This window comes from Pelatocladus sp. BLCC-F211 (assembly GCF_041928655.1).
Taxonomy (GTDB): Bacteria; Cyanobacteriota; Cyanobacteriia; order Cyanobacteriales; family Nostocaceae; genus Pelatocladus.
Genome location: NZ_JBHFLM010000242.1, coordinates 1 through 26001, shown reverse-complemented (window position 1 = coordinate 26001; position 26001 = coordinate 1). Strand labels below are relative to the sequence as shown.

At 40.5% G+C, this 26001-nt stretch carries 24 protein-coding genes and 1 pseudogene; 15 read left to right on the top strand and 10 right to left on the bottom strand.

Annotation, left to right across the window (positions count from 1 at the left end; all coding sequences use genetic code 11):
- Positions 1 to 159: 159 nt before the first annotated feature.
- Both ACE1AT_RS28745 and ACE1AT_RS28740 read right to left on the bottom strand, forming a co-directional pair.
- Positions 160 to 1026, bottom strand: coding sequence for a P pilus assembly protein, chaperone PapD (locus tag ACE1AT_RS28745; protein ID WP_374874554.1), 867 nt, complete (start codon positions 1024 to 1026; stop codon positions 160 to 162).
- A 301-nt stretch (positions 1027 to 1327) separates the two neighbouring features.
- Positions 1328 to 1804, bottom strand: coding sequence for a hypothetical protein (locus ACE1AT_RS28740; RefSeq protein WP_374874553.1), 477 nt, complete (start codon positions 1802 to 1804; stop codon positions 1328 to 1330).
- Positions 1805 to 2174: 370 nt separating this feature from the next.
- Between ACE1AT_RS28740 and sixA the strand changes: the two genes are divergently transcribed.
- From sixA to ACE1AT_RS28705, 7 genes are all read left to right on the top strand, one after another.
- Positions 2175 to 2669 carry a phosphohistidine phosphatase SixA gene (gene sixA, locus ACE1AT_RS28735; RefSeq protein ID WP_374874552.1) on the top strand — a complete coding sequence of 165 codons (495 nt, stop codon included), beginning with the start codon at positions 2175 to 2177 and terminating at the stop codon, positions 2667 to 2669.
- A gap of 112 nt (positions 2670 to 2781) precedes the next feature.
- A complete protein-coding gene (locus ACE1AT_RS28730; RefSeq protein ID WP_374874551.1) occupies positions 2782 to 3918 on the top strand; it encodes a citrate synthase in 1137 nt (378 codons plus the stop codon).
- Between the two features lie 315 nt (positions 3919 to 4233).
- Complete coding sequence (gene nuoH, locus ACE1AT_RS28725) at positions 4234 to 5352, top strand: NADH-quinone oxidoreductase subunit NuoH (protein WP_374874550.1); 1119 nt, start codon at positions 4234 to 4236, stop codon at positions 5350 to 5352.
- Positions 5353 to 5438: 86 nt separating this feature from the next.
- The gene (gene ndhI, locus ACE1AT_RS28720; RefSeq protein WP_374874600.1) at positions 5439 to 6017 is read left to right on the top strand and encodes an NAD(P)H-quinone oxidoreductase subunit I; all 579 of its coding nucleotides are present in this window, start codon (positions 5439 to 5441) and stop codon (positions 6015 to 6017) included.
- A gap of 104 nt (positions 6018 to 6121) precedes the next feature.
- Positions 6122 to 6730: an NADH-quinone oxidoreductase subunit J gene (locus ACE1AT_RS28715; protein ID WP_374874599.1), complete on the top strand. Its 609-nt coding sequence runs from the start codon at positions 6122 to 6124 to the stop codon at positions 6728 to 6730.
- Positions 6731 to 6848: 118 nt separating this feature from the next.
- A complete protein-coding gene (gene nuoK / locus ACE1AT_RS28710; protein ID WP_016860688.1) occupies positions 6849 to 7154 on the top strand; it encodes an NADH-quinone oxidoreductase subunit NuoK in 306 nt (101 codons plus the stop codon).
- Between the two features lie 4 nt (positions 7155 to 7158).
- The gene (locus ACE1AT_RS28705) at positions 7159 to 8082 is read left to right on the top strand and encodes an NAD(+) kinase (RefSeq protein WP_374874549.1); all 924 of its coding nucleotides are present in this window, start codon (positions 7159 to 7161) and stop codon (positions 8080 to 8082) included.
- Positions 8083 to 8423: 341 nt separating this feature from the next.
- Here the strand turns inward: ACE1AT_RS28705 and ACE1AT_RS28700 are convergent, their stop codons facing one another.
- The gene (locus ACE1AT_RS28700; protein WP_374874598.1) at positions 8424 to 8606 is read right to left on the bottom strand and encodes a Rid family hydrolase; all 183 of its coding nucleotides are present in this window, start codon (positions 8604 to 8606) and stop codon (positions 8424 to 8426) included.
- 18 nt (positions 8607 to 8624) lie between these two features.
- Here ACE1AT_RS28700 and ACE1AT_RS28695 point away from each other — a divergent pair, with 18 nt between their 5' ends.
- The 3 genes from ACE1AT_RS28695 to ACE1AT_RS28685 are packed head-to-tail and all read left to right on the top strand — an operon-like array spanning position 8625 to position 12317.
- Entirely contained in the window at positions 8625 to 10190 is a 1566-nt protein-coding gene (locus ACE1AT_RS28695) for a glycosyltransferase family 39 protein (protein WP_374874548.1), read from the top strand.
- Between the two features lie 47 nt (positions 10191 to 10237).
- The gene (locus tag ACE1AT_RS28690) at positions 10238 to 11290 is read left to right on the top strand and encodes a dipeptide epimerase (RefSeq protein ID WP_374874547.1); all 1053 of its coding nucleotides are present in this window, start codon (positions 10238 to 10240) and stop codon (positions 11288 to 11290) included.
- Positions 11274 to 12317 carry a DUF1611 domain-containing protein gene (locus ACE1AT_RS28685; protein ID WP_374874546.1) on the top strand — a complete coding sequence of 348 codons (1044 nt, stop codon included), beginning with the start codon at positions 11274 to 11276 and terminating at the stop codon, positions 12315 to 12317. The genes ACE1AT_RS28690 and ACE1AT_RS28685 overlap by 17 nt, the downstream gene beginning before the upstream one ends.
- Before the next feature lie 131 nt (positions 12318 to 12448).
- Here ACE1AT_RS28685 and ACE1AT_RS28680 read toward each other — a convergent pair whose 3' ends face one another.
- Positions 12449 to 13237: a COP23 domain-containing protein gene (locus ACE1AT_RS28680; protein ID WP_374874597.1), complete on the bottom strand. Its 789-nt coding sequence runs from the start codon at positions 13235 to 13237 to the stop codon at positions 12449 to 12451.
- Between the two features lie 72 nt (positions 13238 to 13309).
- On the bottom strand, positions 13310 to 14893 hold the full coding sequence (locus ACE1AT_RS28675; protein ID WP_374874545.1) for a M48 family metalloprotease: 1584 nt from the start codon (positions 14891 to 14893) through the stop codon (positions 13310 to 13312).
- Between ACE1AT_RS28675 and ACE1AT_RS28670 the strand changes: the two genes are divergently transcribed.
- The 4 genes from ACE1AT_RS28670 (at position 14820) to holB (ending at position 18249) form a co-directional block, all read left to right on the top strand.
- Entirely contained in the window at positions 14820 to 16580 is a 1761-nt protein-coding gene (locus ACE1AT_RS28670) for an FAD-binding protein (RefSeq protein WP_374874544.1), read from the top strand. The two genes, ACE1AT_RS28675 and ACE1AT_RS28670, sit on opposite strands and share 74 nt — an antisense overlap.
- A gap of 35 nt (positions 16581 to 16615) precedes the next feature.
- Positions 16616 to 16924 (top strand): BrnT family toxin, encoded by a 309-nt coding sequence (locus ACE1AT_RS28665; RefSeq protein ID WP_374874543.1) that lies wholly within the window; start codon positions 16616 to 16618, stop codon positions 16922 to 16924.
- Between the two features lie 2 nt (positions 16925 to 16926).
- Positions 16927 to 17184: a BrnA antitoxin family protein gene (locus ACE1AT_RS28660; RefSeq protein WP_374874542.1), complete on the top strand. Its 258-nt coding sequence runs from the start codon at positions 16927 to 16929 to the stop codon at positions 17182 to 17184.
- Between the two features lie 126 nt (positions 17185 to 17310).
- Positions 17311 to 18249, top strand: coding sequence for a DNA polymerase III subunit delta' (gene holB / locus ACE1AT_RS28655; RefSeq protein WP_374874541.1), 939 nt, complete (start codon positions 17311 to 17313; stop codon positions 18247 to 18249).
- A gap of 9 nt (positions 18250 to 18258) precedes the next feature.
- On the opposite strand, the gene ACE1AT_RS28650 is transcribed toward holB, so the two are convergent.
- From ACE1AT_RS28650 to ACE1AT_RS28635, 4 genes are all read right to left on the bottom strand, one after another.
- Entirely contained in the window at positions 18259 to 19191 is a 933-nt protein-coding gene (locus tag ACE1AT_RS28650) for an NmrA family NAD(P)-binding protein (protein ID WP_374874540.1), read from the bottom strand.
- 44 nt (positions 19192 to 19235) lie between these two features.
- Positions 19236 to 20108, bottom strand: coding sequence for a hopanoid biosynthesis-associated protein HpnK (gene hpnK, locus ACE1AT_RS28645; protein ID WP_374874539.1), 873 nt, complete (start codon positions 20106 to 20108; stop codon positions 19236 to 19238).
- Between the two features lie 132 nt (positions 20109 to 20240).
- Positions 20241 to 21836: a 2-isopropylmalate synthase gene (locus ACE1AT_RS28640; RefSeq protein ID WP_374874538.1), complete on the bottom strand. Its 1596-nt coding sequence runs from the start codon at positions 21834 to 21836 to the stop codon at positions 20241 to 20243.
- A gap of 90 nt (positions 21837 to 21926) precedes the next feature.
- Positions 21927 to 22451 (bottom strand): NYN domain-containing protein, encoded by a 525-nt coding sequence (locus tag ACE1AT_RS28635; protein WP_009454098.1) that lies wholly within the window; start codon positions 22449 to 22451, stop codon positions 21927 to 21929.
- 766 nt (positions 22452 to 23217) lie between these two features.
- Between ACE1AT_RS28635 and ACE1AT_RS28630 the strand changes: the two genes are divergently transcribed.
- Entirely contained in the window at positions 23218 to 25614 is a 2397-nt protein-coding gene (locus tag ACE1AT_RS28630) for a CHASE2 domain-containing protein (RefSeq protein ID WP_374874537.1), read from the top strand.
- 157 nt (positions 25615 to 25771) lie between these two features.
- On the opposite strand, the pseudogene ACE1AT_RS28625 reads toward ACE1AT_RS28630, so the two are convergent.
- A pseudogene (locus ACE1AT_RS28625) lies at positions 25772 to 26001 on the bottom strand (hypothetical protein); the annotation flags it as partial.

Genomic DNA, 26001 nt, shown 5'->3' with positions numbered 1-26001 from the left:
GTGTCTTTAATTTGCATGTCAAATTCTGCCTTGGCTTCAGATAAAGCAAGATTTAAAAAATATTGAATAGTTTTAATTACAAAATTTATATAATTTTATTTATGCTCCTTGATCCTTGATCGCTTAGAAGGAGCATAAAAAAGTAAGTAGAGAACAAAACTACTTACTAGGTACAATAATATTCATGTTGAAAGGTAGAGAGGTTTGATTAGGAGCTTGACCCCAAATCAATTCACCAGAAAGCTCATAGTTTCCAGAGGAAATTGGTGTTTTTTCCTGACCTGCAAGATTCAATAATAAATTGCGATCGCTCTGTGCAGTAATTCCTGTTGCTTCTACCTTACCACTGCGGATAACTTTTCCTTGTTGTTTTAAAGTCCAATTAGCGATCGGGAGAACAGATGCTTGACCAATGTTGCGAACTAACAATTTTATTTGGTTTTTAGCTGCATCAAAACTACTACTATCTACAGTCAGTTGAGGAGATAAATTTCCTTTACGTACATAAAAAGTAGACCCGATTTTTGCTCTGATATTCAGGGAATTGCCGTTTTGATCAGTTGTTTTAATTTCCTTTAAATTTTCTGTGAAAACTACAACTCGATATTCACCATCAGGAAGATTAGGAGGAAGTTGAGCTATTAAACGTATCCGTCTGGTAGTACCTGGGGGTACAACTAATTCACCCGGTGAAAATTGCAAATAAGGACTCAGGTCGGTGGGGCTAGATGACAAAGTTTCAAAACCTTTATCCCGGTTATAACTAAAAGGCTGAACGTAAACACGAGCGCGAAAAGGTTCATTTGTAATATTCGTGACGTTAATTACTCCTTCGGCTTGGTTACGATTTGCTTGCGCCTCAATTACCATTGGAGAAATTCTCACCTGTGCCTGAACTGCACTAGTAGATAAAACTGCTGATAAAGTACAGATACCTAGCAAAACAGCAGAACCAAGAATTGATTTTTTCCTATTGAAACTATTGTACAAAACAGAGGTTATTGCTAGTATAAATTTATGAATCATTTTTCCAAATTAGTGAACTTTAAAAGCTTGGGAAGGACTTGATATTCACTTCCCAAATTTTTTATTAGTTAATACGTGAAACCTTGTAGATTACAAACAACTTCTTAAACATCTATAAGGGCTTATAAATCCCCAACTTCTTATAGACACCCGTAGGATAGCTTCCCAGAGGGTAGAAGTCAGGGAACTGAACACCCGAAACTCATCAAAATTAATAGACCAAACCAGACTTTGACTTATAGGCAAAGTACAAGATATCTATTGTGAGATTTAGTCAGAAAATCCAAAAAGTAGCAAAATTTTACGGTGTGACTGTCATATCAACAGTGAAACCGTAGGTTCCTGCTGGTAAAGCAGCAGTATCAACTACATCCATGTTTACAATTAAAGGGATAGCAAGACCAGGAAGTACTGGTGCGGGAGTAGAAACACCTGCGGTATAAGTAGCGTTAACAGCTCCTCCAACAGCAGTTGCATTATAAGTGGGAGAAGTGAGATTAGGACCAGCCGTTTTGGTCACGCCAGTAATTTGAAGACTTCCAGTAGCACCACTACATTGCACAGTTGCAGAACCAGCTGAACCACCCACCAAGCTACTTAAAGAAAATGGAGTTGGGTTAGCCAATGTACCAGAACCAGGAGTACCAGAGAAAGAACATGATGCGGTTACTGTTCCACCAAATGGTACATTTACTGTACCAGCGGCAAATGCTTTGGGAACAGTTACAATCCAACTTCCCAACACTAAAGCTGAGGTAACAACAATGTGACGAATCATTCCAAATTCCTAAAAAATAGTAAGTGAACTTTGGTTTGAGTCATCAACAGAAATTTATTTTGGTAGCGTGATAGTTAAGGTACAAAACAGGTAGATTCCCCGATAAATATTTCATTCCTGTTGAGACCTGTGTTTTCGTAAACACCATGTTTTTATTGTGATGTTTAAAACTTTGCACGGCTTCAGAATTTATACTGAAAAAATGAAATGTAATAGTTAAAACCAACAAAATATACAATTTATATGTAAAAACAAACATTCTCTAGTGATTTAGGTTGATTTATCAACTTACTCATAAAAAAGAAAATCACAAATCATCAGCAATAACTTTTGCTGTAAAGTGCTTGATTAAGCATTAAAAACTAAAATAATGGAACTATACTTAATTCGTCATGGCATTGCTGAAGCAGCAACCGACGACATTAAAGACGAGGAAAGACAACTCACAAAAGAGGGGCGGCAAAAAACAGAAAAAGTTGCTCGACGCTTAAGAAAGTTGGGTTTGCACTTTGATTTAATAGTAACTAGTCCCTTAGTGAGAGCAAAACAAACAGCAGATATACTTATGGCAGCTGGATTGAGTTCGCAGATGGAAGAATGTACTCATCTAGTCCCTGATGGTCATATCTACAGTTGGGTTGTAAACTGGTTAGAGCCAAAGAATTTTGCACCAAATACCCAATTGGCTTTAGTTGGACACGAACCGTGTTTGAGCCATTGGGCAGAAATTATCGTTTGGGGGGAAGTCAAAGAACGTTTGGTGCTGAAAAAAGCGGGTATGATCGGGGTAAAGGTACCAGAAACAGGCTCTGTTTTGGGTTGTGGTCAGATGTTTTGGTTGACGCCACCCAAATACTTGCTCTAACAGTTTTTCCACAATTCCGTAAAGAATTTGTGCGACCAGGAATACTGTTATGGCAATAATTATTTCTGGTAAGTTAGCCTGGTCAAATCTTTAAAAATCAGATGGTGTTGCCATGATGGTGTGCGAATACAGGCCTGGTTTGGAAGGCATTCCTGCTGCCCAATCGAGTATTAGCTTTGTTGATGGGCAAAAGGGATTACTAGAATATCGTGGCATCCGGATTGAGGAACTAGCAGAAAAAAGTACATTTCTGGAAACTGCTTATCTTTTGATCTGGGGTGAGTTACCAACAGCAGAAGAACTAGCAGCATTTGAGGATGAAGTTCGCCATCATCGGCGGATTAAATACCGCATTCGCGACATGATGAAATCCTTTCCAGAAAGCGGTCACCCCATGGATGCCCTACAAGCCTCTGCTGCTGCTTTAGGCTTGTTTTATTCACGTCGTGATTTAGATAATCCTGTTTATATCCGGGATGCAGTAGTTCGCTTGCTAGCAACTATTCCTACAATGGTAGCCGCGTTCCAGTTGATGCGAAAAGGAAACGACCCAGTACGTCCTAAAGATAATTTGGACTACGCTGCTAACTTTTTGTACATGCTCAACGAAAAAGAACCAGATCCACTAGCAGCAAGAATTTTTGATGTCTGCTTGATATTACATGCAGAGCATACAATGAATGCTTCTACGTTTAGCGCTAGGGTGACGGCTTCTACCCTGACAGATCCCTATGCAGTTGTCGCTAGTGCAGTCGGAACCTTGGGAGGCCCGTTACATGGCGGAGCTAACGAAGAAGTAATTCAAATGCTAGAAGAAATTGGCTCTTTAGACAATGTACGTTCTTATATAGAGGATCGGCTACAACGTAAAGCCAAAATCATGGGTTTTGGACATCGTGTCTATAAAGTCAAAGATCCACGCGCTACGATTTTGCAAAACTTAGCAGAAAAGCTGTTTGCGAAATTTGGCAACGATAAATTCTATGACATTGCCCAAGAGATGGAACGGGTAGTAGAGGAAAAATTGGGTAACAAAGGAATTTATCCTAATGTTGACTTTTATTCGGGTTTAGTGTATAGAAAGCTGGGAATTCCCACAGATTTGTTCACACCAATATTTGCGATCGCCCGTGTCGCTGGTTGGTTAGCACATTGGAAAGAACAACTCGCAGAAAACCGGATATTCCGCCCTACTCAGGTATATAACGGTCTGCACGACATTCCTTACATGCCGATTGAGAAAAGGTAGGGATCGGGGATAGAGGACAGGGGGGACAGGGGTGACAGGGGAAGGGGGACAAGGGAGCAGGGAGAGTAACCAATCCCCAATCCCCAATCCCCAATCCCCAATCCCCAATCCCCTCAATTCTTACCATAAGTAGAAACTCTACATTTGGCTGATCGAGGTAAAACCCATCCAACGATATACTAGGCATGGACATTGCAAAAAATCTTAAATTTTTGCCAAGTTTATGCAGTGTTTATCGATGGATAAATTTACAGTTATTAACAAGTGTAGATAGTTGTAAACGACCATGAATTAGTGACTTGAAGAGCAACAAACATGAATTCAGGAATTGATCTGCAAGGAACTTTTATTCAATCTCTCACAGAGTTGGGAGTACCTGGAGACTTAGCCAAAGCAATTTGGATGCCACTGCCAATGATTTTGATGATTATTGGTGCAACAGTGGGTGTTCTGACCTGTGTTTGGCTTGAGCGGAAGATTTCAGCAGCAGCACAGCAGCGGATTGGTCCTGAATACATTGGTCCTTTTGGTTTGCTGGCTCCTGTAGCGGATGGCCTGAAGCTCGTATTTAAAGAAGATGTAGTACCAGGCAAATCCGACCCTTTGTTATTTACCCTTGGTCCGATTATCGTTACGATCCCGGTTTTTCTGTCCTATCTCATCGTGCCATTTGGACAGAATATACTCATTACAGATCTTAGCATCGGGGTTTTCTTGTGGATTGCCTTGTCTAGCGTTGCCCCAATTGGCTTGTTGATGGCAGGCTACGCATCCAACAATAAATACTCCCTTTTGGGTGGACTGCGTGCAGCAGCACAATCAATTAGTTACGAAATTCCTTTGGCGCTGGCGGTACTAGCGATCGCCATGATGTCCAACAGCCTCAGCACAGTTGATATTGTCAATCAACAATCTGGCTACGGTATCTTGGGATGGAATATCTGGCGACAACCAGTCGGTTTCCTCATCTTTTGGATCGCAGCCTTAGCAGAATGTGAACGATTACCTTTTGACTTACCAGAAGCAGAAGAAGAAATAGTGGCAGGTTATCAGACAGAGTATTCTGGCATGAAGTTTGCTCTGTTCTACCTAAGTTCTTACGTCAACCTCGTACTCTCAGCACTTCTGGTATCAGTTTTATACCTCGGTGGTTGGGATTTTCCCATTCCCATTAGCACCTTAGCTAGTTGGTTTGGAGTTAGTGAAGCCAATCCGGTGTTGCAAGTAGTCACCGCTTCATTGGGTATCACTATGACCGTTCTTAAAGCCTACTTCCTAGTCTTTTTGGCCATTTTATTACGTTGGACTGTACCCCGTGTTCGCATTGACCAACTACTAGACTTGGGATGGAAGTTTTTATTACCAGTCGGTTTAGTAAATTTACTATTAACCGCAGCTTTGAAACTAGCTTTTCCCGTCGCCTTCGGCGGGTAATGGGTAATGGGTAATGGGTAATGGGTAACATTACCAATTACCAATTACCAATCACCTGTCATCCCAAAGGAGAGAGAAACACAATTATGCTAAAGTTCCTCAAACAAGTTGGTGATTACGCCAAGGAAGCAGTAGAAGCCGGTCGTTACATTGGCCAGGGACTTGCTGTTACCTTTGACCACATGCGCCGACGTCCGATCACTGTACAGTATCCTTACGAAAAATTGATTCCCAGTGAAAGGTTTCGCGGTAGGATTCACTTTGAGTTCGACAAGTGTATTTCCTGCGAGGTCTGTGTGCGGGTTTGTCCAATTAACTTACCTGTAGTTGATTGGGAGTTTGACAAAACCAGCAAAAAGAAAAAGCTCAAGCACTACAGTATTGACTTTGGTGTTTGTATCTTTTGTGGTAACTGTGTGGAATATTGTCCAACAAACTGTCTATCTATGACAGAAGAGTACGAACTTTCCACTTATGATCGCCACGAGTTGAACTACGATAACGTAGCGCTGGGTCGTCTCCCCTACAAAGTCACAAATGACCCAATGGTAACTCCACTACGTGAGTTAGTTTACCTGCCCAAGGGAGTTATGGACCCCCACGATTTACCAGCAGATGCACCTCGTGCAGGTTCCCGCCCTGAAGAACTCGTAGAAAAAGGGTAATAGGTAATGGGTAATGGGTAATGGGTAATAGCAATTACCAATTACCAGTTACCATTCACCAACTATCATTTACCAATTATTCAGATATCAAAGGACGACAAATTGTGAATCTAGCGGAAGGAGTACAGGTTGTTTCGTTTGGCATATTGGCTGCAATGATGATTGGAGCAGCACTGGGTGTAGTGCTGTTCTCTAACGTTGTTCATTCCGCCTTTTTGCTGGGCGGTGTATTTGCCAGTATAGCTGGGTTGTACCTGTTGCTAAATGCTGATTTTGTAGCAGCAGCGCAATTGTTAATTTATGTTGGTGCGGTAAACGTGCTAATTTTATTTGCCATTATGTTGGTGAATAAGCAGCAGAATTTTGTTCCTTTCCCCACTGCTTGGGTGCGTAAAGCTCTAACAGGTGTGGTAAGTTTAGGACTATTTGCGCTGTTGAGTACGATGGTATTAGCGACACCCTGGTCGTATTCCACTGCTACTCCTGTAGGCAACCCCATAGTTGCCATTGGTCAGCATTTCTTTAGTGACTTTTTACTACCGTTTGAAGTCGCTTCTATCCTGTTATTGATGGCAATGGTAGGCGCAATTATTTTGGCACGTCGCGAATATTTGCCAGAACAAGTTGTCTCATCTGATTTGCCACAAACAGTTTTGACATTGCCAGAACGCCCCAGAGAATTGGTGTCCGCTGGTAGCGACAAGGAACAGTGAATAGTGAACAGTTAACAGTTAACAGTTACCAGAAAAACCATGATTAATAACTGATAACTGATAACTGATAACTGAATAGCTAACAAATAAAAAACATTAGTAGAAGTTACGAAGATTTATGCAACTCCAGTACTTTTTGTTACTAGCAGCAGCATTGTTTTGCATTGGCATTTATGGTTTGATTACCAGCCGCAACGCTGTGCGAGTATTAATGTCGATTGAATTGCTGCTTAATGCTGTCAACTTAAACTTAATGGCTTTTTCTAACTTCCTAGACCCAACAGGGATTAAGGGTCAGGTTTTTACTGTGTTTGTTATCACTGTAGCGGCAGCAGAAGCGGCGGTAGGTCTAGCGATCGTACTGGCAATCTATCGCAACCGTGACACTGTCGATATGGAGCAGTTTAATCTCCTCAAATGGTAATGCTGTGGACCTTAAAAAGGTAATTATTGCTTATAAAGCAAGAGATGCTCAAAGTAAGCGCTGGGCAGAAATTTGTGCAAAGCAACTAGAAAATCACCAATGTCAGGTATTAGTGGGACCAAGCGGAGCTAAGGATAATCCTTACCCAGTATTTTTGGCTTCGGCTGGACAACCAATCGACCTGGCATTGATACTTGGTGGTGACGGTACTGTTTTAACCGGTGCCAGACATTTAGCCCCAGCTGGCGTACCCATTTTAGGAGTAAATGTGGGTGGTCACTTGGGGTTTTTAACTGAGTCAGTAGAAGAATTTCAGGATACAGAAAAAGTTTGGGAACGGCTGTTGGAAGATCGTTATGCTATCCAACGCCGAATGATGGTGCAAGCAGCAGTGTATGAAGGGCATGGTAGCAATTTGGAACCTGTAAGTGAACGCTACTTGGCTTTGAATGAAATGTGTGTCAAACCTGCTTCTGCCGATCGCATGATTACTTCTATTCTGGAGATGGAAATTGACGGCGAGGTGGTAGATCAATATGTAGGAGATGGATTAATAGTTTCTACACCTACAGGTTCTACTGGTTATACTGTTTCTGCTGGTGGTCCAATTGTACATGATGGTATGGAAGCACTCACTGTCAGTCCCATTTGTCCGATGAGTCTTTCTAATCGTCCTTTCGTCTTACCCCCTGGTTCAGTTGTCAGTATTTGGCCATTGGGTGATTACGATTTGAGTACTAAACTATGGATGGATGGGGTGTTAGCTACTTCGATTTGGCCCGGACATCGCGTAGACGTACGAATGGCTGAGTGCCGAGCTAAGTTTATAATTTTACGGGAGAACAACTCCTATTACCAGACGCTACGAGAAAAGTTATTGTGGGCAGGGACAAGGGTTCGCTACAACACTACTAGTCATAGCAATTAGACTTCTTGCACAAGTTGACTCAAGCTGGAAAATAAAGGGTTAAAGGGGGTGATCTTTTCCATTTCTCTTTAACCCTTAAAATTTTCCCATTTTTTCTAAAACCTTTGCATCTCAAAAAACTACACATCCAGGCAAATAGCATCTACTTCTATCTCTATTAACATAGCCCAATACGGTTCAGTTAAGGCTAAAAACTAAAACTAGCGTAGGTTGGGGAGCCAGTGCGTTGCGGGGGTCCCAAGAGTTGTAGCACCTGGCGTTTGAAGAACGTAGACGCGCCCTGCGCGGCTGATCGCAGAGTAACCCAACATTATCAAAGCTTTGTTGGGTTTCGCTTGCACTTAACCCAACCTACATTTCTTCTTAACTGAACCGTATTGTAACATAGCCGGGTCAATTAGAGATTTAACTTCTACCATTGTTGTTGCAGGTGGATTTTTACCAAAAAATTCTTGATGCGCTTGTCCAAATTCTGCCCAACGACTAATATCTGTGACAAACATGCGAGTTCTAACTACAGAAATTATAGAAAAAATTTGATTATGCGGCGTCTTGTACTTGCTCCCAAGTGGTTGCAGTTTTTTATTGTTGTATTAGTGGTATTTGGTATATTTTTTCGCTTCGTTAATCTTGATGGCAAAGTTTATTCAGCAGGTGAAACTAATACTTTATTACGAATTTATGGTTATACAAATAACGAAGTAAAAGAACAGCTTTTTAATGATCGGCTAATTACAAAACAAGCTTTGATCAAATTTCAACGTTTCAATCCTGAGAAAAATTTTGGAGACACCATTAAATCATTAGCAATTGATACCCCGTTAAATCCTCCATTTTATTACCTATTAGCACGATTTTGGTCACAAATCTTTGGTGACTCAATTACAGCAATTAGAATTTTATCTGTTGTGATTAGTTTATTAGTTTTCCCTTGCATTTATTGGTTATGTAGTGAATTATTTAAGGTACCTTTATCATTACCCGGTATCGCGATCGCACTTTTGGCGATCTCTCCTATGCAAATTATCTATGCCCAGGAAGCACAGGAATATATTCTTTGGGAAGTCACTATATTATTATCTAGCGCTGCTTTGCTAAGAGCTTTGCGCTTAGAATCAATACAGCAAACAGATGAAAAGCGTCTCTTTAATTGGGGATTTTATACATTCAGTTTATCATTGAGTTTGTATACATTTTCATTAAGTATATTTTTAGTTTTTGCTCATATTTTTTATGTAATTGCAACTGCAAAATTCTTTGTTAACAAGACAGTTAAAAATTTTTTAGCATCTAATTTGATAGGAATTTTAAGTTTTATGCCTTGGATATTGGTTATATTTTATAACCGATTTGGATTTAATGGATATTCTAATGTCATCAACCAAGATTTATCTTTAATTAATAGAATTATATATTGTTTAACACAGACAAATCGTGTTTTTTTTGATTTAAATTTTAATGATGCTAACCCTTTATATTTAATAGCATTCACACCATTAATTTTTACTTTAGTTGGATATGCAATTTATTGGCTTTGGCGTACCAATCACCAAAAAGTTTGGTTATTTGTGATCAGCTTAATGACGTTAGGTACAATACCTCTGTTAATTTTTGATTTACAACTATATTTAATACCATATTATTTAAGTATACAAATAGCTGTAGCTTATTTACTAGCAACACAGCTATATAATGGCAGCATTTCACGACAAAAAACTTGGCAAGCAATTTTAGTGGTGTTAATAATGCTTGCACTATTTTCTGATACTTTATATTCTCATAGCAATAATTCATGGATTAAATTTAGTAGCAACGATTATATAAATATAGCTAATATTCTGAATCAGAATTCTCGTTCGATAATAATTATCAGCAATCAAAAAAATAGTTATGAAGATATATTTTCTCTGAGTTATCTTATTGAACCAAAAGTTAGATTTTTATTATTAAAAGAAAGTAATATTCCGAAAATACCCAAAAATTTAAATAATTTATTTTTACTAAATTTTTCTGATACATTTCGCCAATCAATGGAAAAAAAATATCGATTTAAGACTAATATGATTTATCAAGGTCAATATTCTTCATTATGGAAACTATCTAAATGATTCAGGTAAATCTATTTTAAGTTCACAATTAAACTGAAATTTAAATTATGAAAATAGAGGTTGAAATCTTTACGGTTAACAAGCGGTTTCCCTTAACGATCAGTCGTGGTACAACCGCACAGACGACCAATGTCTGGGTTAAGATTTCCGATGATGGTATTGAGGGATGGGGAGAGGCTTCACCGTTTAGTGTAGGCACTAATCCACAATCAACGGAGATAATTAAAGATACTTTGCAACAACTTGCTCCTGCTTTGCAAGCATATAGCCCTTTACAAAAACAGCAAGTTGAACAGATTTTCACAACAGCCAAAGTTCCTTCAGCAGCTAGGGCGGCGTTGGATGTGGCGATGCACGACTGGTTGGGAAAGCGTGTCGGATTACCACTATGGCAAATATGGGGACTTGACAGAAACGCGATCGCACCAACTTCGGTAACTATTGGAATTAATTCACCAGCTGGCGCTAAAGCTAGGGTACGGGATTGGTTAGAATTTCTGGATGTTCGGGTTTTCAAGATCAAATTGGGTAGTCCAGAAGGGATTGACGCAGATCAAAAAATGTTCATGGCTATACGAGAAGAAGCACCAACCCAGGAATTATATGTTGATGCTAACGGTGGTTGGAATTTAGAAGATGCAACCTACATGTGTAGTTGGCTGGCAGATTGGGGTGTAAAGTATGTAGAACAGCCACTAGCAAAAGGTCAAGAGAAAAATTTGGCTGAACTAAAGATGCGATCGCCTTTACCTATTTTTGTTGATGAAAGTTGTTTCACCAGTACTGATATCCCGCAATTGGCTAAGATTGTCGATGGTATCAATATCAAACTGATGAAATCCGGGGGATTAACTGAGGCGATGCGGATGGTAAATACAGCCCGCGCCAATGGCTTACAAGTAATGTTCGGTTGCTATTCTGACAGTGCGCTTCTTAACACAGCAGCAGCACAACTAGCACCATTAGCTGACTATTTAGATTTAGATAGTCATCTGAATTTAATTGATGACCCTTTTACAGGGGCATTTATACAAGCAGGAAAAATTATACCAAACGACTTACCAGGCTTGGGGGTACAACGCAGTGCGTCTGCCGCTTAATCAAAGAATAGCTATCTTATTACATGAGGGAATTAAGGGAACTCGTGGTAAAACAGGGTTATCACTTTTACGTTACAGTGAAGCCCCGATTGTAGTAGTGATCGATCGCGAATCTCCAGGAGAATCTTTACCAGAGTTAACGGGTATTCGCCGTGAAGTACCAATAGTTGCATCAGTAGCCGCAGCACTTGAGTATAAACCACAAGTCTTAGTCATAGGCATTGCACCTCTAGGCGGCGTTTTACCAGATAGTTACTGGCATGATGTCAAAGATGCCTTGGCTGCTGGAATGTCGCTGGTAAACGGTTTGCACGCGCCACTATCAACCATACCAGATTTAAAAGCACTCCTAAAGCCCGGACAAATGATTTGGGATGTGCGGAAAGAACCACCAAACTTGGATGTAGCTGGTGCTCTTGCCCGTACTCTTCCCTGTCGGCGGGTGTTGACAGTGGGAACCGATATGGCAGTCGGCAAAATGTCAACTAGTCTAGAATTACACTGGGCATCAAAATTGCGAGGTTGGCGTTCTAAGTTTCTGCCTACAGGGCAAACTGGTTTGATGTTAGCAGGAGATGGTATAGCATTAGATGCAGTCCGTGTAGACTTTGCTGCTGGGGCAGTCGAACAAATGGTCATGCGCCATGGTAAAAAATATGACATTTTGTACATTGAAGGACAAGGTTCTCTACTGCATCCCAGTTCCACGGCCACATTACCCTTGATACGCGGTTCCCAACCAACCCAGATGATCTTAGTCCATCGCGCAGGACAAAAAGAAGTTGTCGATGGTGTACCAATTCCCCCTTTAATAGATGTAGTCAAACTTTATGAAATAGTTGCCAGTGCAGGTGGTGCTTTCCCAAAAGTACCAGTTGCAGCTATTGCTTTAAATACTCGTCACTTAAACGAAGCCGAAGCAAAAACAGCGATCGCCCAAACAGAAGCAGAAACCGGACTAGCTTGTACAGATCCGATTCGTTTTGGTGCTGACAAGTTGTTAGATGCAGTCATGCAGACCTGTTGAGGGGATCGGGGATCGGGTATTGGGCATCGGGGATCGGGCATTGGGCATTGTTATTCTCCCCACACTTCCCACACTTCCCACACTCCCCACACTCCCTTGTCCCCTTTCCCCCATCCCCTTTCCCCGATCCCTTATTTGAAATTTCTGGGATTGAGACGAGTACCAGATTGAGTTCTGGTTTGGGTTTGGGTTTGAGTTCTAATTGCTACGCCTTTTTTGAGTTGGCTACCAGTACCACCATCTTTTTGATCTAAGAAAGGTTTCAAGTTGACTGGTTCCTTAGATATACGGTTGTTATTGGTGTTATTATTACCACCACCGAAAATAGTTCTAGCCTGGTTATATATTTGTTCGACTTCGCTACCACCATTATTACGGCTGGTATAAGTATTGACAGCTATGGTTTGTTGCCCATTGTCAGCAGAAATCAAGTTTTGAAATACACTGTTGCGTACATTATAGGCATCGTATCCGGGGGGTACTGTCAAAACAATTCGGCAAGCTGGGTTAGATTCGCTAGTTACACACAGAACATTGTATCCATTCTGGGTGGAGGTGCGGAGTTCTGTTAAGCCATCTGGACGGTAACTTTCCAAACGTTCAGCGATGGTAGCGCAGCGTTTGTATTCATCCCAACCACCGCCTAATCTTTGCGGAGTTGCCCAAGCAAAAAATTGCCCTGCTTGACTTTCAGGTTGGTACATCACTGTATACTGTCCGTTATAGTTTTGACAGCTAAACCGGGCATTTGTACTGTATGTAGTTGTGGTGTTTGAAGAACTAGTTGTAGTTGAAGTGCCGTTAGCTGGTCGTGTTGGGACTACTACATCACCAACTTGTGCTGAGGCGATCGCATTACCGACAAATACAGTTAAACCTAAACCACTGGATAGAAGTAATTTAAACACTCGTGAAGGCATAAACATACATTTACACTGATATCAAAATTTGGGAGTTGTTATATTCAATGACGAAAAAATTTTAGTTTTGATTCAGCGATCGCGTGTCTTTTTTTCTTCCCTGTGTTTACGTTCTTTTTCTTCTTTGAGAATTTGTTTGGCTTTGGCTTGCATTTCGAGGTGTTGGGCTACACCTTCGTAAGCATAACGATTGTAGTTGTTGTCTGTAATCAATTTTTCTAGATATGCTACTCGCTCTTTGCTACCTGGGTGAGATGATAACCAACTAGGAGGAGAATCTTTTTGTTCTTCTTTGAGTGTAAGCATCAAGTTATATACACCATCAGCCGCGTAACCATTACTAACAATCAGACGTGTACCCAGCGTATCTGCTTGACGTTCCATGTCACGACTGTAGGTGAGTGCAAATAATTGACCGACAATCCCACCAAAGGGAAGATATTGAGTTAAGTTACCAATTAAGTTACCTTGAGTCACTAGTTGGAAACCGTGAGAAAGCAGGACGTGAGATAATTCATGACCAAGTAATCCAGCTAATTCGGCTTCGGAGTTAGTTTTGCCGATCGCACCAGCATGAACGAAAATTTTCCCTCCAGGTAATGCAAAAGCATTTAGAGATTCTTCGGGAATCACAAAAAATTCGTACTTAAACTCATCACGTCCGCCGACTTTTGCTAATTTTTGTCCGATAGAATTGACATATGCCACAAGTTGTGGATCTTTAACTAAAGGTAGTTGTTTTTTTGCTTGTTTTGCTACCGACTCACCCACAGACTTTTCACCCTGTAGCAATAATACAGTGGAGTTTAAAGCGGAAAATGGCCCGACAAGGCTACCAGTCAGGGCATATCCTAAAGCACCAGTGATAATATTGGCGATCGTGTTACCCCTGATCTCTGAGCGAATATGAGATTTATAACGTTTGAGATTTTCTTCTGCTAGTTGATTAAATTCAGCCGCTTGGGAGTCATTAGGATTGAGAATTGCAAATTGTCGTGCTGCTAAAGACGCTTCCATCCATTTTTTGTTACTTGCGAGGGTTGTGACTTTAGCTTTAATCAAATCTGCTTGATTTGGATAAAGTGTAGCAGCCCGTTCTAAAATCTCCAGCGCTTTTTTCTTCTCACCAGAATTTTGCAGTTGTTCTGCATATGTAATATGACCAGGAATAAATTCTGGATTCTGCTTGACTAAAAGTTCTAGTGGAACAAAAATTCTCGTTGACAGCTTACTTGCAATCCCAGCTTGGGTTTCTCGCCAATAGACTTTACCTCCTGGGGATAATTGGTTAACATCAGCGATCGCTGGTTTAATTTGGGGTGCGTTAGATATATCCGCAAATGGTTTTTTCACCTCGCGATATATTTTCTGTGCAGCTGTGTAGTCTCCTGCTAAATACAGCTTGTCTGCTTCGATCAATTTTTGCCGACGGGCAATTGCTTCTGGACTGGGTGCGGGTTCTGCTACTGTTGAATCTGGCTTTTTATCATTGCTTGCTTCTGGTGTCGGTGCGGGTTTGAGAGTTTCAATCACAACATTAGGCTCTTTAGCAGAAGTTGGTGCCAGAGGTTGTGTCAGGATAATGAAAATAGATGTTCCAATAGCTAGCATTACCCAAGTAGCAGCCAAGAATAATGACTTCCAACGTCGTTTCATGATCAAATCTACCTATGCAAACAGACTCTTCTTTTTAATGTATGAGGAGTTACAAAAATCGCCCAGAGCGATCGCTTCAGAAAATCGCAATCGAGCTAATCTTGGTATACAAGCGATCGCACACCATACCTTAACAGTACTTCATCGCAGTTGTTGGGGAAATAACTGTATATTTAAATCCATGACACGCCTGGGGAGTCACACCCATGACAACCATACAGCATGGATGACAATGAAAAATAATACTTCACGTCGTGCAGTTTTACAAAGTTTGATTGGCAGTGCAATTGTTATCGGGTTTGATTTATGTAATCGTAGTTGGGTGACATCCGCCAGTGCCGCATCTAGGTTTGAAAGTTTGCCACCTCTAGATGGAGTACTTTATACCGATAATACAAAACTTGCTGCTGTAAGTGATGACTTTGGTCATATTGTGCATCGTCAACCAATTGCCGTACTAGAACCAGGTTCAATATCTGATATTATTCGCATCATCCAATTTGTTCGCACTTACAAAATTAAGATTGCTGCACGCGGTCAAGGTCACTCCACCTACGGTCAGTCACAAGTAGAAGCAGGCGTAGTCATTAATATGAGTACGCTTAATCAAATTCACTCTATCGGTGCAGACCGAGCTATTGTTGATCCTGGGGTGGTGTGGAGTCAATTACTACAACAAACGTTACCGCATTCGCTGACACCACCTGTTCTGACTGATTACATCGAACTTTCCATTGGCGGTACTTTATCAGTGGGAGGTATTGGCGGCGCAACTCATCGTTATGGTGTACAGATTGATAATGTCTTGGAAGTTCAGGTAGTAACTGGTGAAGGCAAACTTGAAACCTGTTCTAAATTTCAAAATCGCGACTTGTTTGAAGCAGTGCTGGGTGGGTTGGGTCAATGTGGAATCATCGTGCAGGCAACAATTAAACTTATCGCCGCCGCTACTAATACCCGTGTGTTTCTTTTGTTTTACGACGATTTAGCTACCTTTACTCGTGACCAACGTTTACTTATCAGTGATCAAAGGTTCAACTATGTAGAAGGTCAAGTTGTAGCCAATGACAATGGTGGATGGCGCTACATGCTAGAAGCAGCTAGCTTTTATAATTCCCCTGCTACACCCAATAACAATGTACTGCTTGCAGGCTTAAACTACATTCGTGGTACAGAAAAGATAGAGGATAAATCTTACTTTGATTTTCTTAATCGTTTAGCTGACACGGTTGCTTTCCTTAAATCAATTGGTGTTTGGTCTTATCCTCATCCTTGGTTAAATTTGTTTGTGCCTGGTAGTGTAGTTGAAAGCTTTGTTGGTGAAGTCGTTTCCACCTTAACACTAGCTGATACAGGACAAGGGCCAATTCTGCTATATCCAGTTAAAACAAACTGTTTTCACCTACCCTTGTTCCGGGTTCCCACAGAAGAAATCGTGTTTCTATTTTCTATTTTGCGAACAGCAGCACCACCAGAAGATGCTGTAGTTACACGGATGGTATCTGATAATCGCAGACTATTTGAGCAAAACCGTGACTTGGGTGGTTACAAATATTCCGTAAGTACTATTCCCTTCTCCCAAGACGATTGGCAGCAGCATTTTCGTCCGGTTTGGGGCAAGCTAGTCAGTGCAAAGCGACGTTACGATCCTGACAATTTGCTAACGCCCGGTCAGGGTATTTTTTAATACTTATAATCTCCAGCAAACAGGGGTGACAGAGCTTGCTCCTGGTAATATGTACAGATGTGCATACTATAATTGAGATGGTTTACCAATGGAATCAGGACAAGGCAGCAGCCAATCTCCGTAAACACAGTATTGATTTTGCCGATGCAGTATCCGTCTTCTCCGACGATCTGGCAATTACTATTCCAGACGAACGGTTCGATGAGGAAAGATTTGTCACGATCGGTATCGATGCATTTGGACGAGTTTTGGTGGTTGTCTACACGATGCGGGACGATGAGATCCGGATCATCTCTGCCCGCAAAGCAACTCGGCAAGAACGGCAGCAGTATGAGGAGGGATGATTATGGAAGCTGAATACAATTTCAGTCAGGGTAAACGAGGGGCGATCGACCCAATACCACCAGGAAAAACTCGCATCACGATTCGGTTAGATGACGAGGTTTTAGCATGGTTTCGTGAACAAGCTCATAGTGCAGGTGGAGGAAATTATCAAACGATGATTAACGAGGTTTTGCGTCAGCATATTCAACAAAGCCGCGAACCTTTAGAGGAAACTCTACGTAGAGTAGTTCGTGAAGAATTGGAGCGTATTGAGCGGTGAGGTGCTTGCTGAGGGCTAACCACGGCATCCCCGCAGAGTAATTCCTTTAAGTCGTGTTCCATCTCGAACCAAATATTCCGCAGTGGCTCCAAAATCTAAAATCTAAAATCCAAAATCCAAAATCGGATGGCTTTTTCTTCACTCATTGGACAACCACAAGCCGTAGAATTACTGACGCAAGCTGTAATCAACAACCGAGTTGCCCCGGCTTATTTATTTGCTGGGCCGGATGGTGTGGGACGGAGTTTAGCCGCACGCTGCTTTATGGAGTTTTTATTTACTTATTCCCAATCCGAGAATACTGGTGTCATTCGTACTAAATTGCAAAAAGCAAATCATCCTGATGTGTTATGGGTACAGCCAACCTACCAGTATCAAGGAAAACGTTTGACAGCCGCAGAAGCAGCAGAAAAAGGACTCAAGCGCAAAGCACCACCAGTAATTCGTTTAGAACAAATTCGTGAGATTACTGAATTTCTCTCTCGCCCACCTTTGGAAGCACCAAGACATGTAGTCGTGGTGGAACAGGCGGAAACAATGGCAGAAGCAGCCGCTAACGCCCTACTTAAAACTTTAGAAGAACCAGGACGGGCAACACTGATTTTAATTGCTCCTTCGCCAGAGTCAATCTTACCAACATTGGTGTCACGCTGCCAGCGTATTCCCTTTTATCGCTTAGATAAAGCGACAATGGCTGAGATATTAACACGCACGGGTCATCAAGAAATTCTCCAACATCCTGCGGTTTTGAGTATTGCTGGTGGTAGCCCTGGGGAAGCGATCGCTGCTTATCAACAACTACAAGCTATTCCTTCAGAACTACTTGAAGCTGCCAGCAAAAAACCACAGAACTATCGCCAAGCCTTAGATTTAGGTAGAAATATTGATAAAGCTCTAGATACAGAAGCTCAACTGTGGCTAGTTAATTATCTCCAACAATCTTACTGGCTCCAGTGGCATCAACCCCAGATGATCAAACTATTAGAACAAACTCGTAAATCCTTACTTTGTTATGCCCAGCCGCGCCTAGTGTGGGAATGCACATTTATTAAAATGTGTCAATAGTTTAGATACTTACAAATTTTCGTAAGTAAGTTGTGGATCTGCCCAGTTTGTTTCTTCTAAGAATTCGCTAAATGTGGTTAAAAGTCCGGGAAACTCTGCTCGCAAGTGCTGAACATTAGCTTGATAACCTTTGTGTCGATACCATTGTATTAAATTAAACAGGTCTTTGCGGAAGAGAAGTAAAAAAATCCACGGTGCAACTTCCTTATGAACAACAGTCATTCTCTGCACTTTGGAGAATTCTGCCGCCATCTGTTTAGGAGTCAACACATCACCAGCCAGTTCTATCTCTTTACCTATGTACTGAGAAGAATTTTTGATCACATAAGCGGCGATTCGACCCATATCCTTAGTTGTAATTAAATGTATGGGTTTGTCAGGTTGAATGGAAAAAGGAAAGACTCCCTTGAGGATAGACGGTCGTGTGTACTGCTTCCAAAACTCCTCCATAAATAAGCAGGCTCGTAACATCGTTGTCGGTAAGCCTGCCTCTTTAAAAACCTGTTCTACTTTATACTTTTGCTCTATGTGACTAATTCCGGATTTCCTGTCTGCTCCTCCTGCGGAATTATATACCAAATGTTTAATCTCAGCTTGTTTGGCAGCTTGAGCAACTCGTTTTGCTCTTTCTACTTCTCGCGGGTCAGGTTTAGCAGCATCAGCAGTGGTAGCATGGCAGTAAACAGCTGAAATATCTGCAAAGGCTGGTGAAAGCGAGTCCTCGTCATCTAAATTCGCCTCTACAAGCTCAACTCCTGCATTGCTCATTTTTAATAACGAGGAGCGGTTGAGATCAATTTTTCTAGTGATAGCACGCAAATTTCTGATTCCCTGTTCAAGAAATCCCTTAACTACATTTGTGCCTGTACCACCAGTAACTCCAATAAGTAACACTTTGCCGACATCTGCTTGCTGTGGGATTTGACCATTATCTAAAGCCATAATTTTCACCCCAACCTACGCTGATTTCTATTTTTCACCCTAACTTAACCATGTTGCTCTTTGGGCAGTAAGGAATAGTTGGTAAGTTCAAAGCCATTACTAGCAAGCACTTCACGTACTTGGCTACTTAAGAGAGCAGTCAGTTCTGCTTCCCCTGATGTTGGTGGGCCATTCAGAGGTTCGCCATTAATTGCGATCGCTGGATGACAATAAATTTCTACTACATCTGATCGAATTTGAGGTATTAAGTTAAGCAAGTATTTCTCTGTAACACAACCAGTTTGCAGCAATCCGTAAACTCGTTCTGTGAAGTTAATACCTTGAGACTTCAACAAATTTTCACCGTAGCGGCGCAGTCTACCAAATACTCCTGACCAAACTAGCTTAGTCAGCAAATTACTAGATTCTAGCCTGAGATTCAGTCCCAGTTCTTCAGATGGCAAACGAATGGCTTTGATGTCAAACTCTGCTGCCAGTTCAACTAGAATACGGAGGATCACTGGATGCATATGCATATGTAAATGTCCATCCACATGGGAAAGAGGTAAACCAGTAGAGCGGAATTTTTCCAGTTGGGAACGGATTTCTTCTCGCAGTTCCTCGCGAGTTTCTCTGACAAATTGATAACGCAACCCAGCCATTAATGAACTGTTGGAAAAATTGCCTTGTTCGTCAACCAAATGGGGGATTTGCTCTGGTGGTAAGGCGGATCGTCCACATACCAACACTAGATGCAAACCAACTGACAAGTTAGGATGTGTGCGTGCTAAGGAAAGAGCTTCCTTGGCAGCATCAGCAGTTACCATCAGGCTGGTACTAGTTAGTATACCTTGTTCGTGAGCCTTGATAATTGCTTGATTAACGCCACTAGAAAAACCAAAATCATCACCATTAATAATGGCGAATCTCTTCTGCATAGATTCTTTTGTTGTAATTCACTATAAGTAGTGGCTCATTGCACACATTTTGATAGGTTTGTGGTAAGCACCAAGCGTGCTTAAGTGCTTAAATATTTGAGGACTAAAGTCCTTACTACAAACTCAGTATATTTAAGCAGTGACTTCTTCTTGCTTGGGTTGATTTTGCAGCCAAGCATATAGTCTATTTAAGGCATTAACATACGCCTGCGCCGATGCCACAATAATATCGGTATTTGCGGCATGACCAGAGAAAACTCTATCTTCATATCGCAGACGAATAGTTACTTCTCCTATGGCGTCTATTCCAGCAGTGACTGATTGCACAGAAAATTCTATTAATTGGTTAGGTACATTAACAACACGGTTAATAGCTTTATAGACCGCATCCACAGGGCCTGTACCAATCGCAGCATCGATTAATTCTTCACCTTCTGGGTTACGTAGGGTGACTGTCGCTGTGGGTTTAGCGTTGCTACCACAGGAAACTTGCACTAACTCTAACTTAAACAGGTCTGGAGCTTGTTGGATTTCATCATTAACAATAGCTTCCAAATCCCAATCTGTAATTTCTTTCTTTTTATCTGCTACTTCTTTGAATCTGACGAATGCTTTGTTTAATTCTGTTTCTGTTGCTTCATAACCTAATTCTCGCAGACGTGTGCGGAAAGCATTTCTACCAGAATGTTTACCCAAGACAATTTGATTTTCTGTCAAACCAATTAATTGGGCGTCCATAATTTCATAGGTGAGCTTGTTTTTCAGCACACCATCTTGGTGAATTCCTGACTCGTGAGCGAAAGCATTTGCACCAACAATTGCTTTGTTTGGCTGCACCAGCATTCCTGTTAAATTAGAAACCATACGCGAGGTTCTATAAATCTGCTTGGTGTCGATACTTGTGAGTGATTCTTCAGATTCTGCTGGACGTCCTAAGAAGGAATTAAAATATTGTCGCCGTACATGTAACGCCATTACCAATTCTTCTAGTGCTGCATTTCCGGCTCTTTCTCCAATACCATTAATGGTACATTCTAACTGTCTAGCGCCATTTTTTACTGCTTCTAAGAAGTTGGCTACAGCTAAACCTAAATCATTATGTCCGTGAACAGAAATAATTGCTTGATCAATATTGGGAACGTTTTCTTTAATTCCTTTGATTAATCCTCCAAATTCTGTTGGAGTTGTGTAACCAACGGTATCGGGGATATTAACAGTTGTTGCACCAGCTGCGATCGCTCTTTCTAAAACTTCGTAGAGAAATTCTGGATCGGAACGTCCTGCATCTTCAGGAGAAAATTCTATATCATCAGTAAAGCTTTTCGCATAAGCAACCATTTCTTCTGCGATCGCTAATACCTCTTGTCTGGTTTTTTTCAGCTTGTATTTGAGGTGAATATCAGAAGTAGCTATAAAAGTATGAATTCTGTTTTTTGCAGCTGGTTGAATGGCTTGAGCAGCTGCTTTAATATCTTCGTGTTTTGCTCTTGCCAAACTACAAATTACAGGCCCATTTTCTGTCCCCACAATTTGAGCTATTTTATTGACTGCTTCAAAATCTCCAGGACTTGCAAAGGCAAAACCAGCCTCAATTACATCCACACCTAGACGTGCTAATTGCTTGGCAATAGTGAGCTTTTCATCAATATTTAAAGTTGCACCAGGACATTGTTCGCCATCTCTAAGAGTAGTGTCAAAAATAATAATTTTTTCTGGTTGATTTTTCATTGTCTGCTAGTTGTTTAGAATTTACTTGTGGCTTAAAATACCTTAAAACTTAATTTTTTTGCTTTTATAATTTGTAAATAGATGTCAAACTTACAATGCATCAACTTTTTCGATTTGGTCACGAATATCATTTAAATCTATATATCTGTCCGTAGCATTACGTAATTCTCTGGCTATCATTCCCTCTGTTGATACAACTGTAATATGAGTATTTTTAGAACGTAATAATTCAATTGCTCTTTCAAAATCTCCATCTCCACTAAATAAAACTACTCGGTCATATTGGTCTACAGTGTTAAACATATCGACAACTATTTCTATATCTAAATTAGCTTTTTGTGAATAACGACCAGAAGAATCATCATAATATTCCTTGAGAACTTTAGTTCTTACTGTATATCCTAAACTAATTAGAGCATCTCTGAAACCTCGCTGATCTTGTTGATCTTTTAAGCCAGTGTACCAGAATGCATTTATTAAGGTTGTGTCTGGCTGCTCATGTCTGAAGTATTCTAAGACTCGCCGCGGATCAAAAAACCAGCCATTTTTTTGTTGAGCATAGAACATATTATTTCCGTCTACAAAAATAGATAGACGATTCATAGAGGAACCCATAATAAAGTTACACCTAAAAGATAGATAAAGTAGAATTTAGATTGAACAATAGATTATAGCAATTATAAAATCACAAATTTGCTATTATCTATAAATTATAATGTCATATATAAGTTATATTTAACCCCTCTTAAAGTATAAAATTGCTGAAAACATAGTTATTAACGTTAACCGAGTGCTTAACATTTTTCACACTTGGCGCTGTTAATTGCACCCTATAGCCAAAATCTACCAATAAAATTGACTTAAGTAACAGCTTATAACGACTGTATATCAATTAAGTTTACTCCTAAAATGGTGTAATCTAGGCTGAGTGTAAGGTGAGGTCGAGAATATTTCTTCGGACAGAGCAAGGACTGCACACAATACGAGATAACTTTTCAGTAAAGGCTTTAAACTGAGAATACTTCTTCGGCTAGAGCAATGATTTCACTCTTAGACACAGCTAATATAGTCTGTTGGGGATCAACTTCTGTGGAAGTGTATCCTTTAGAAGGAATAGCCGCTTACTCTATAGCAGTAATATTTCTTTGCGACCCATGTCTTGTTGGAAAAATAACTCTAAAAGGCTAAGTTAAGTCAAAATTCGGGTATTGTCTAGCTAATATGTCAAATATTTTCGTATTCACTACTAATGGAACTTTGGTAAGAAATAAAGGTTAGTTTACAAATGTATAAGATTTTCATTTAAGCCAGATTTTAAGTTTATTGTTCTAAAAGAGTGTGTAAATAAATAAAATCACAGTAAATCAATGAGCAAGAGGATATGGCAGAAGAACCTATATATACATTAACTAAAAAAGATGTCTCAGCTGCCAATCAAACCTCAAGTAAATCAACAAAAGCAACTTTAACAACATCAGTACGTCAGACAAAGCTGATGGGGCGTTTAGGTAATTTACTTGCTGGTAGTTGGGTATTTGGAGCAGCACTGCTGAGTGCTTATAGTCTCGGCTGGGTAGAATTACTAGAGAATCAAGCATATTCTGTTTTTTTTATTCTCCGAGGCTCCGTAGTTCCAACGCAAGACATTGTAATTTTGGCAATTGACGAACAATCGATATCAGTGCCAGGACAATATTACAAAACAGATCCGCAAACCTATGCTTACTTAGAGCCACTGCAAGTTTTTCCCTATCGACGTGTAGCATATGCCCAAGTCATCGAAAAGCTAGTGCAAGCAGGAGCGCGTCATGTAGCGGTAGATTTGTTATTTGATTTACCAAGTAATAATCAAAACGATCGCAAATTGCAGGCTGTTTTGCAGCGTTATGGAAGCAAAGTATCCTTAGCTGCAATTTACGAAAATACAGAAACTCATCAAGGCGTTTTTTGGCAACTAACCCAACCTCACCAGATGTTTCGTAAAGGTTCGGTGTCAATTGGGTCAGTGAATTTTCCCAAAGAGGTAGATGATAAAGTACACCGTTTAGCTAGCGAGTTTCCCAAGTTATTAGAGGCGCAAGCAGGTTTTGTTACTACCGATAAAATTCCCTCTTTTGGCGAAGCAGTTTTAAGGGCAGCCCAAATTAATTATCCCCGACCAAAAGGTGATCGCATATATTTTTATGGCAGTGCCGGTACATTTGAGACTTATCCATTTTGGCACGTACTCGATCCGGAAAATTGGAACACTTATTTACAACAAGGAAAGGTATTCAAAGACAAAATAGTCCTGATTGGAGTCACATCCCAAGCCTCAAAAGATTATTACTTAGTACCTGCCGCTTCTAGCTGGTTATATCCAGAACCCATGTCAGGAGTGGAAATTCATGCCAATGCGATCGCAACTTTGATGGAAGGAAAAAGCATTGCCCAAGCAATAAAAACATCACCTTTACGTGGTTTATTTGTATTTAGTTTAGTGGGCATATGTGCAGTAGTTATTGGTAAAACAAAGCGCGTAGTCAGGAAATTTATCTATAGTGCAATTTTGGCTATTAGTTGGGGGGGAATTAGTTATGTATTATTTATCTATAGTCAGTTAATTGTCCCTGCTGCCATTCCGATGATTGCGATCGCTGCGATTGGATTATCCTATTTGGCAACGGAAGCAGCGAAGGAAATTTTCCGAAAACATCAATTATTAGTTATTTTTAATAAATACAAATCTTCTCCCGTTGTCCAAGAAATTATCAGCCAACAAGATGATTTGCAAGACCTACTCCAAGAACTGGACATAGCGTTATCAGGAAAAATTTTGAGTGGACGTTATAAAATTGTCAAAGTACTTGGTGCAGGAGGATTCAGTGAAACCTACATAGCTCAAGATATCCAACTTCCAGGTCATCCTTTATGTGTTGTCAAGCAACTAAAACCAGCTACTCATAAACCCGAACAATTGGCAGTTGCTAGACGACTATTTAATGCAGAAGCTCAAACATTGCAAAAATTGGGAACATACAACCAAATACCCCAACTTTTAGCTTATTTTGAACAAGAAGAAGAATTTTATTTAGTTCAAGAATACATTGATGGTCATGCTCTAAGTCAAGAAATGCCACCAGGTAAACAACTTGCAGAAGCCGAAGTGATCGAGATTTTGCGAGAATTATTGCAAATATTGATATTTGTCCATCAAAATGGTGTAATTCACCGAGATATCAAACCCAGCAATATTATCCGCCGAGAATCAGATAACAAGCTGATACTTATTGACTTTGGTGCTGTTAAAGAAGTAACCACACAAATTTTGGGTAGTCAAGAACAAACTGCTTTTACAATTGGCATTGGTACTAAGGGTTATGCACCCACTGAGCAATGTTTTGGGCGTCCGCAATATAATAGTGACATTTATGCAATTGGCATGATTGCGATTAAAGGGCTAACTGGTATACCTCCTCACGAGCTGCAAAAAGATGTTGACGGTGACTTGCAATGGATGCACAAAGCAAATGTTAGTCCTGCTTTGGCTGAAATTATTTCTAAAATGGTGCAGGAAGACTTTCAACAGCGTTACCAATCTGCATCAGAACCAATACAAGCACTCAACACTTTAATTAGTGATGAAAACACATATACTTTACCGAACGATAACTCATTGTTGAATTCCCTTCCTTTGAAAGAATCAGATATTCTGACTACACCTTGGTTCGACGAATCCCTAGAAGATACTTTAGTACAAGAAAAAAGAGAAGAAGAAGGGAAAACAGATAAAAGCTGAGTGTGCGAATTTAGATTTTGGATTCAAGAAAAAGTCTGAAATCCAAAATAGACTTATTGCAGAAGTCGGGAAAAGCTAAAGGGGTAAAGGGAGAAGGAAAGAACCATCCCTTTACCCTATTAAATTTTTCTGGTGCTTGTATGAAACCACCTTTAGTCTACTGATTTGTTGGAGGTCCTGGTGTTACTCCAGTCGATTCAACTGGAGTAGGAGGTGTTTGTTGTGGTTCTGGAGTTGTGTTGACTCCAGTTGATTCAACTGGAGTAGGAGGTGTTTGTTGTGGTTCTGGAGTTGTGTTGACTCCAGTCGATTCAACTGGAGTAGGAGGTGTTTGTTGTGGTTCTGGAGTTGTGTTGACTCCAGTCGATTCAACTGGAGTAGGAGGTG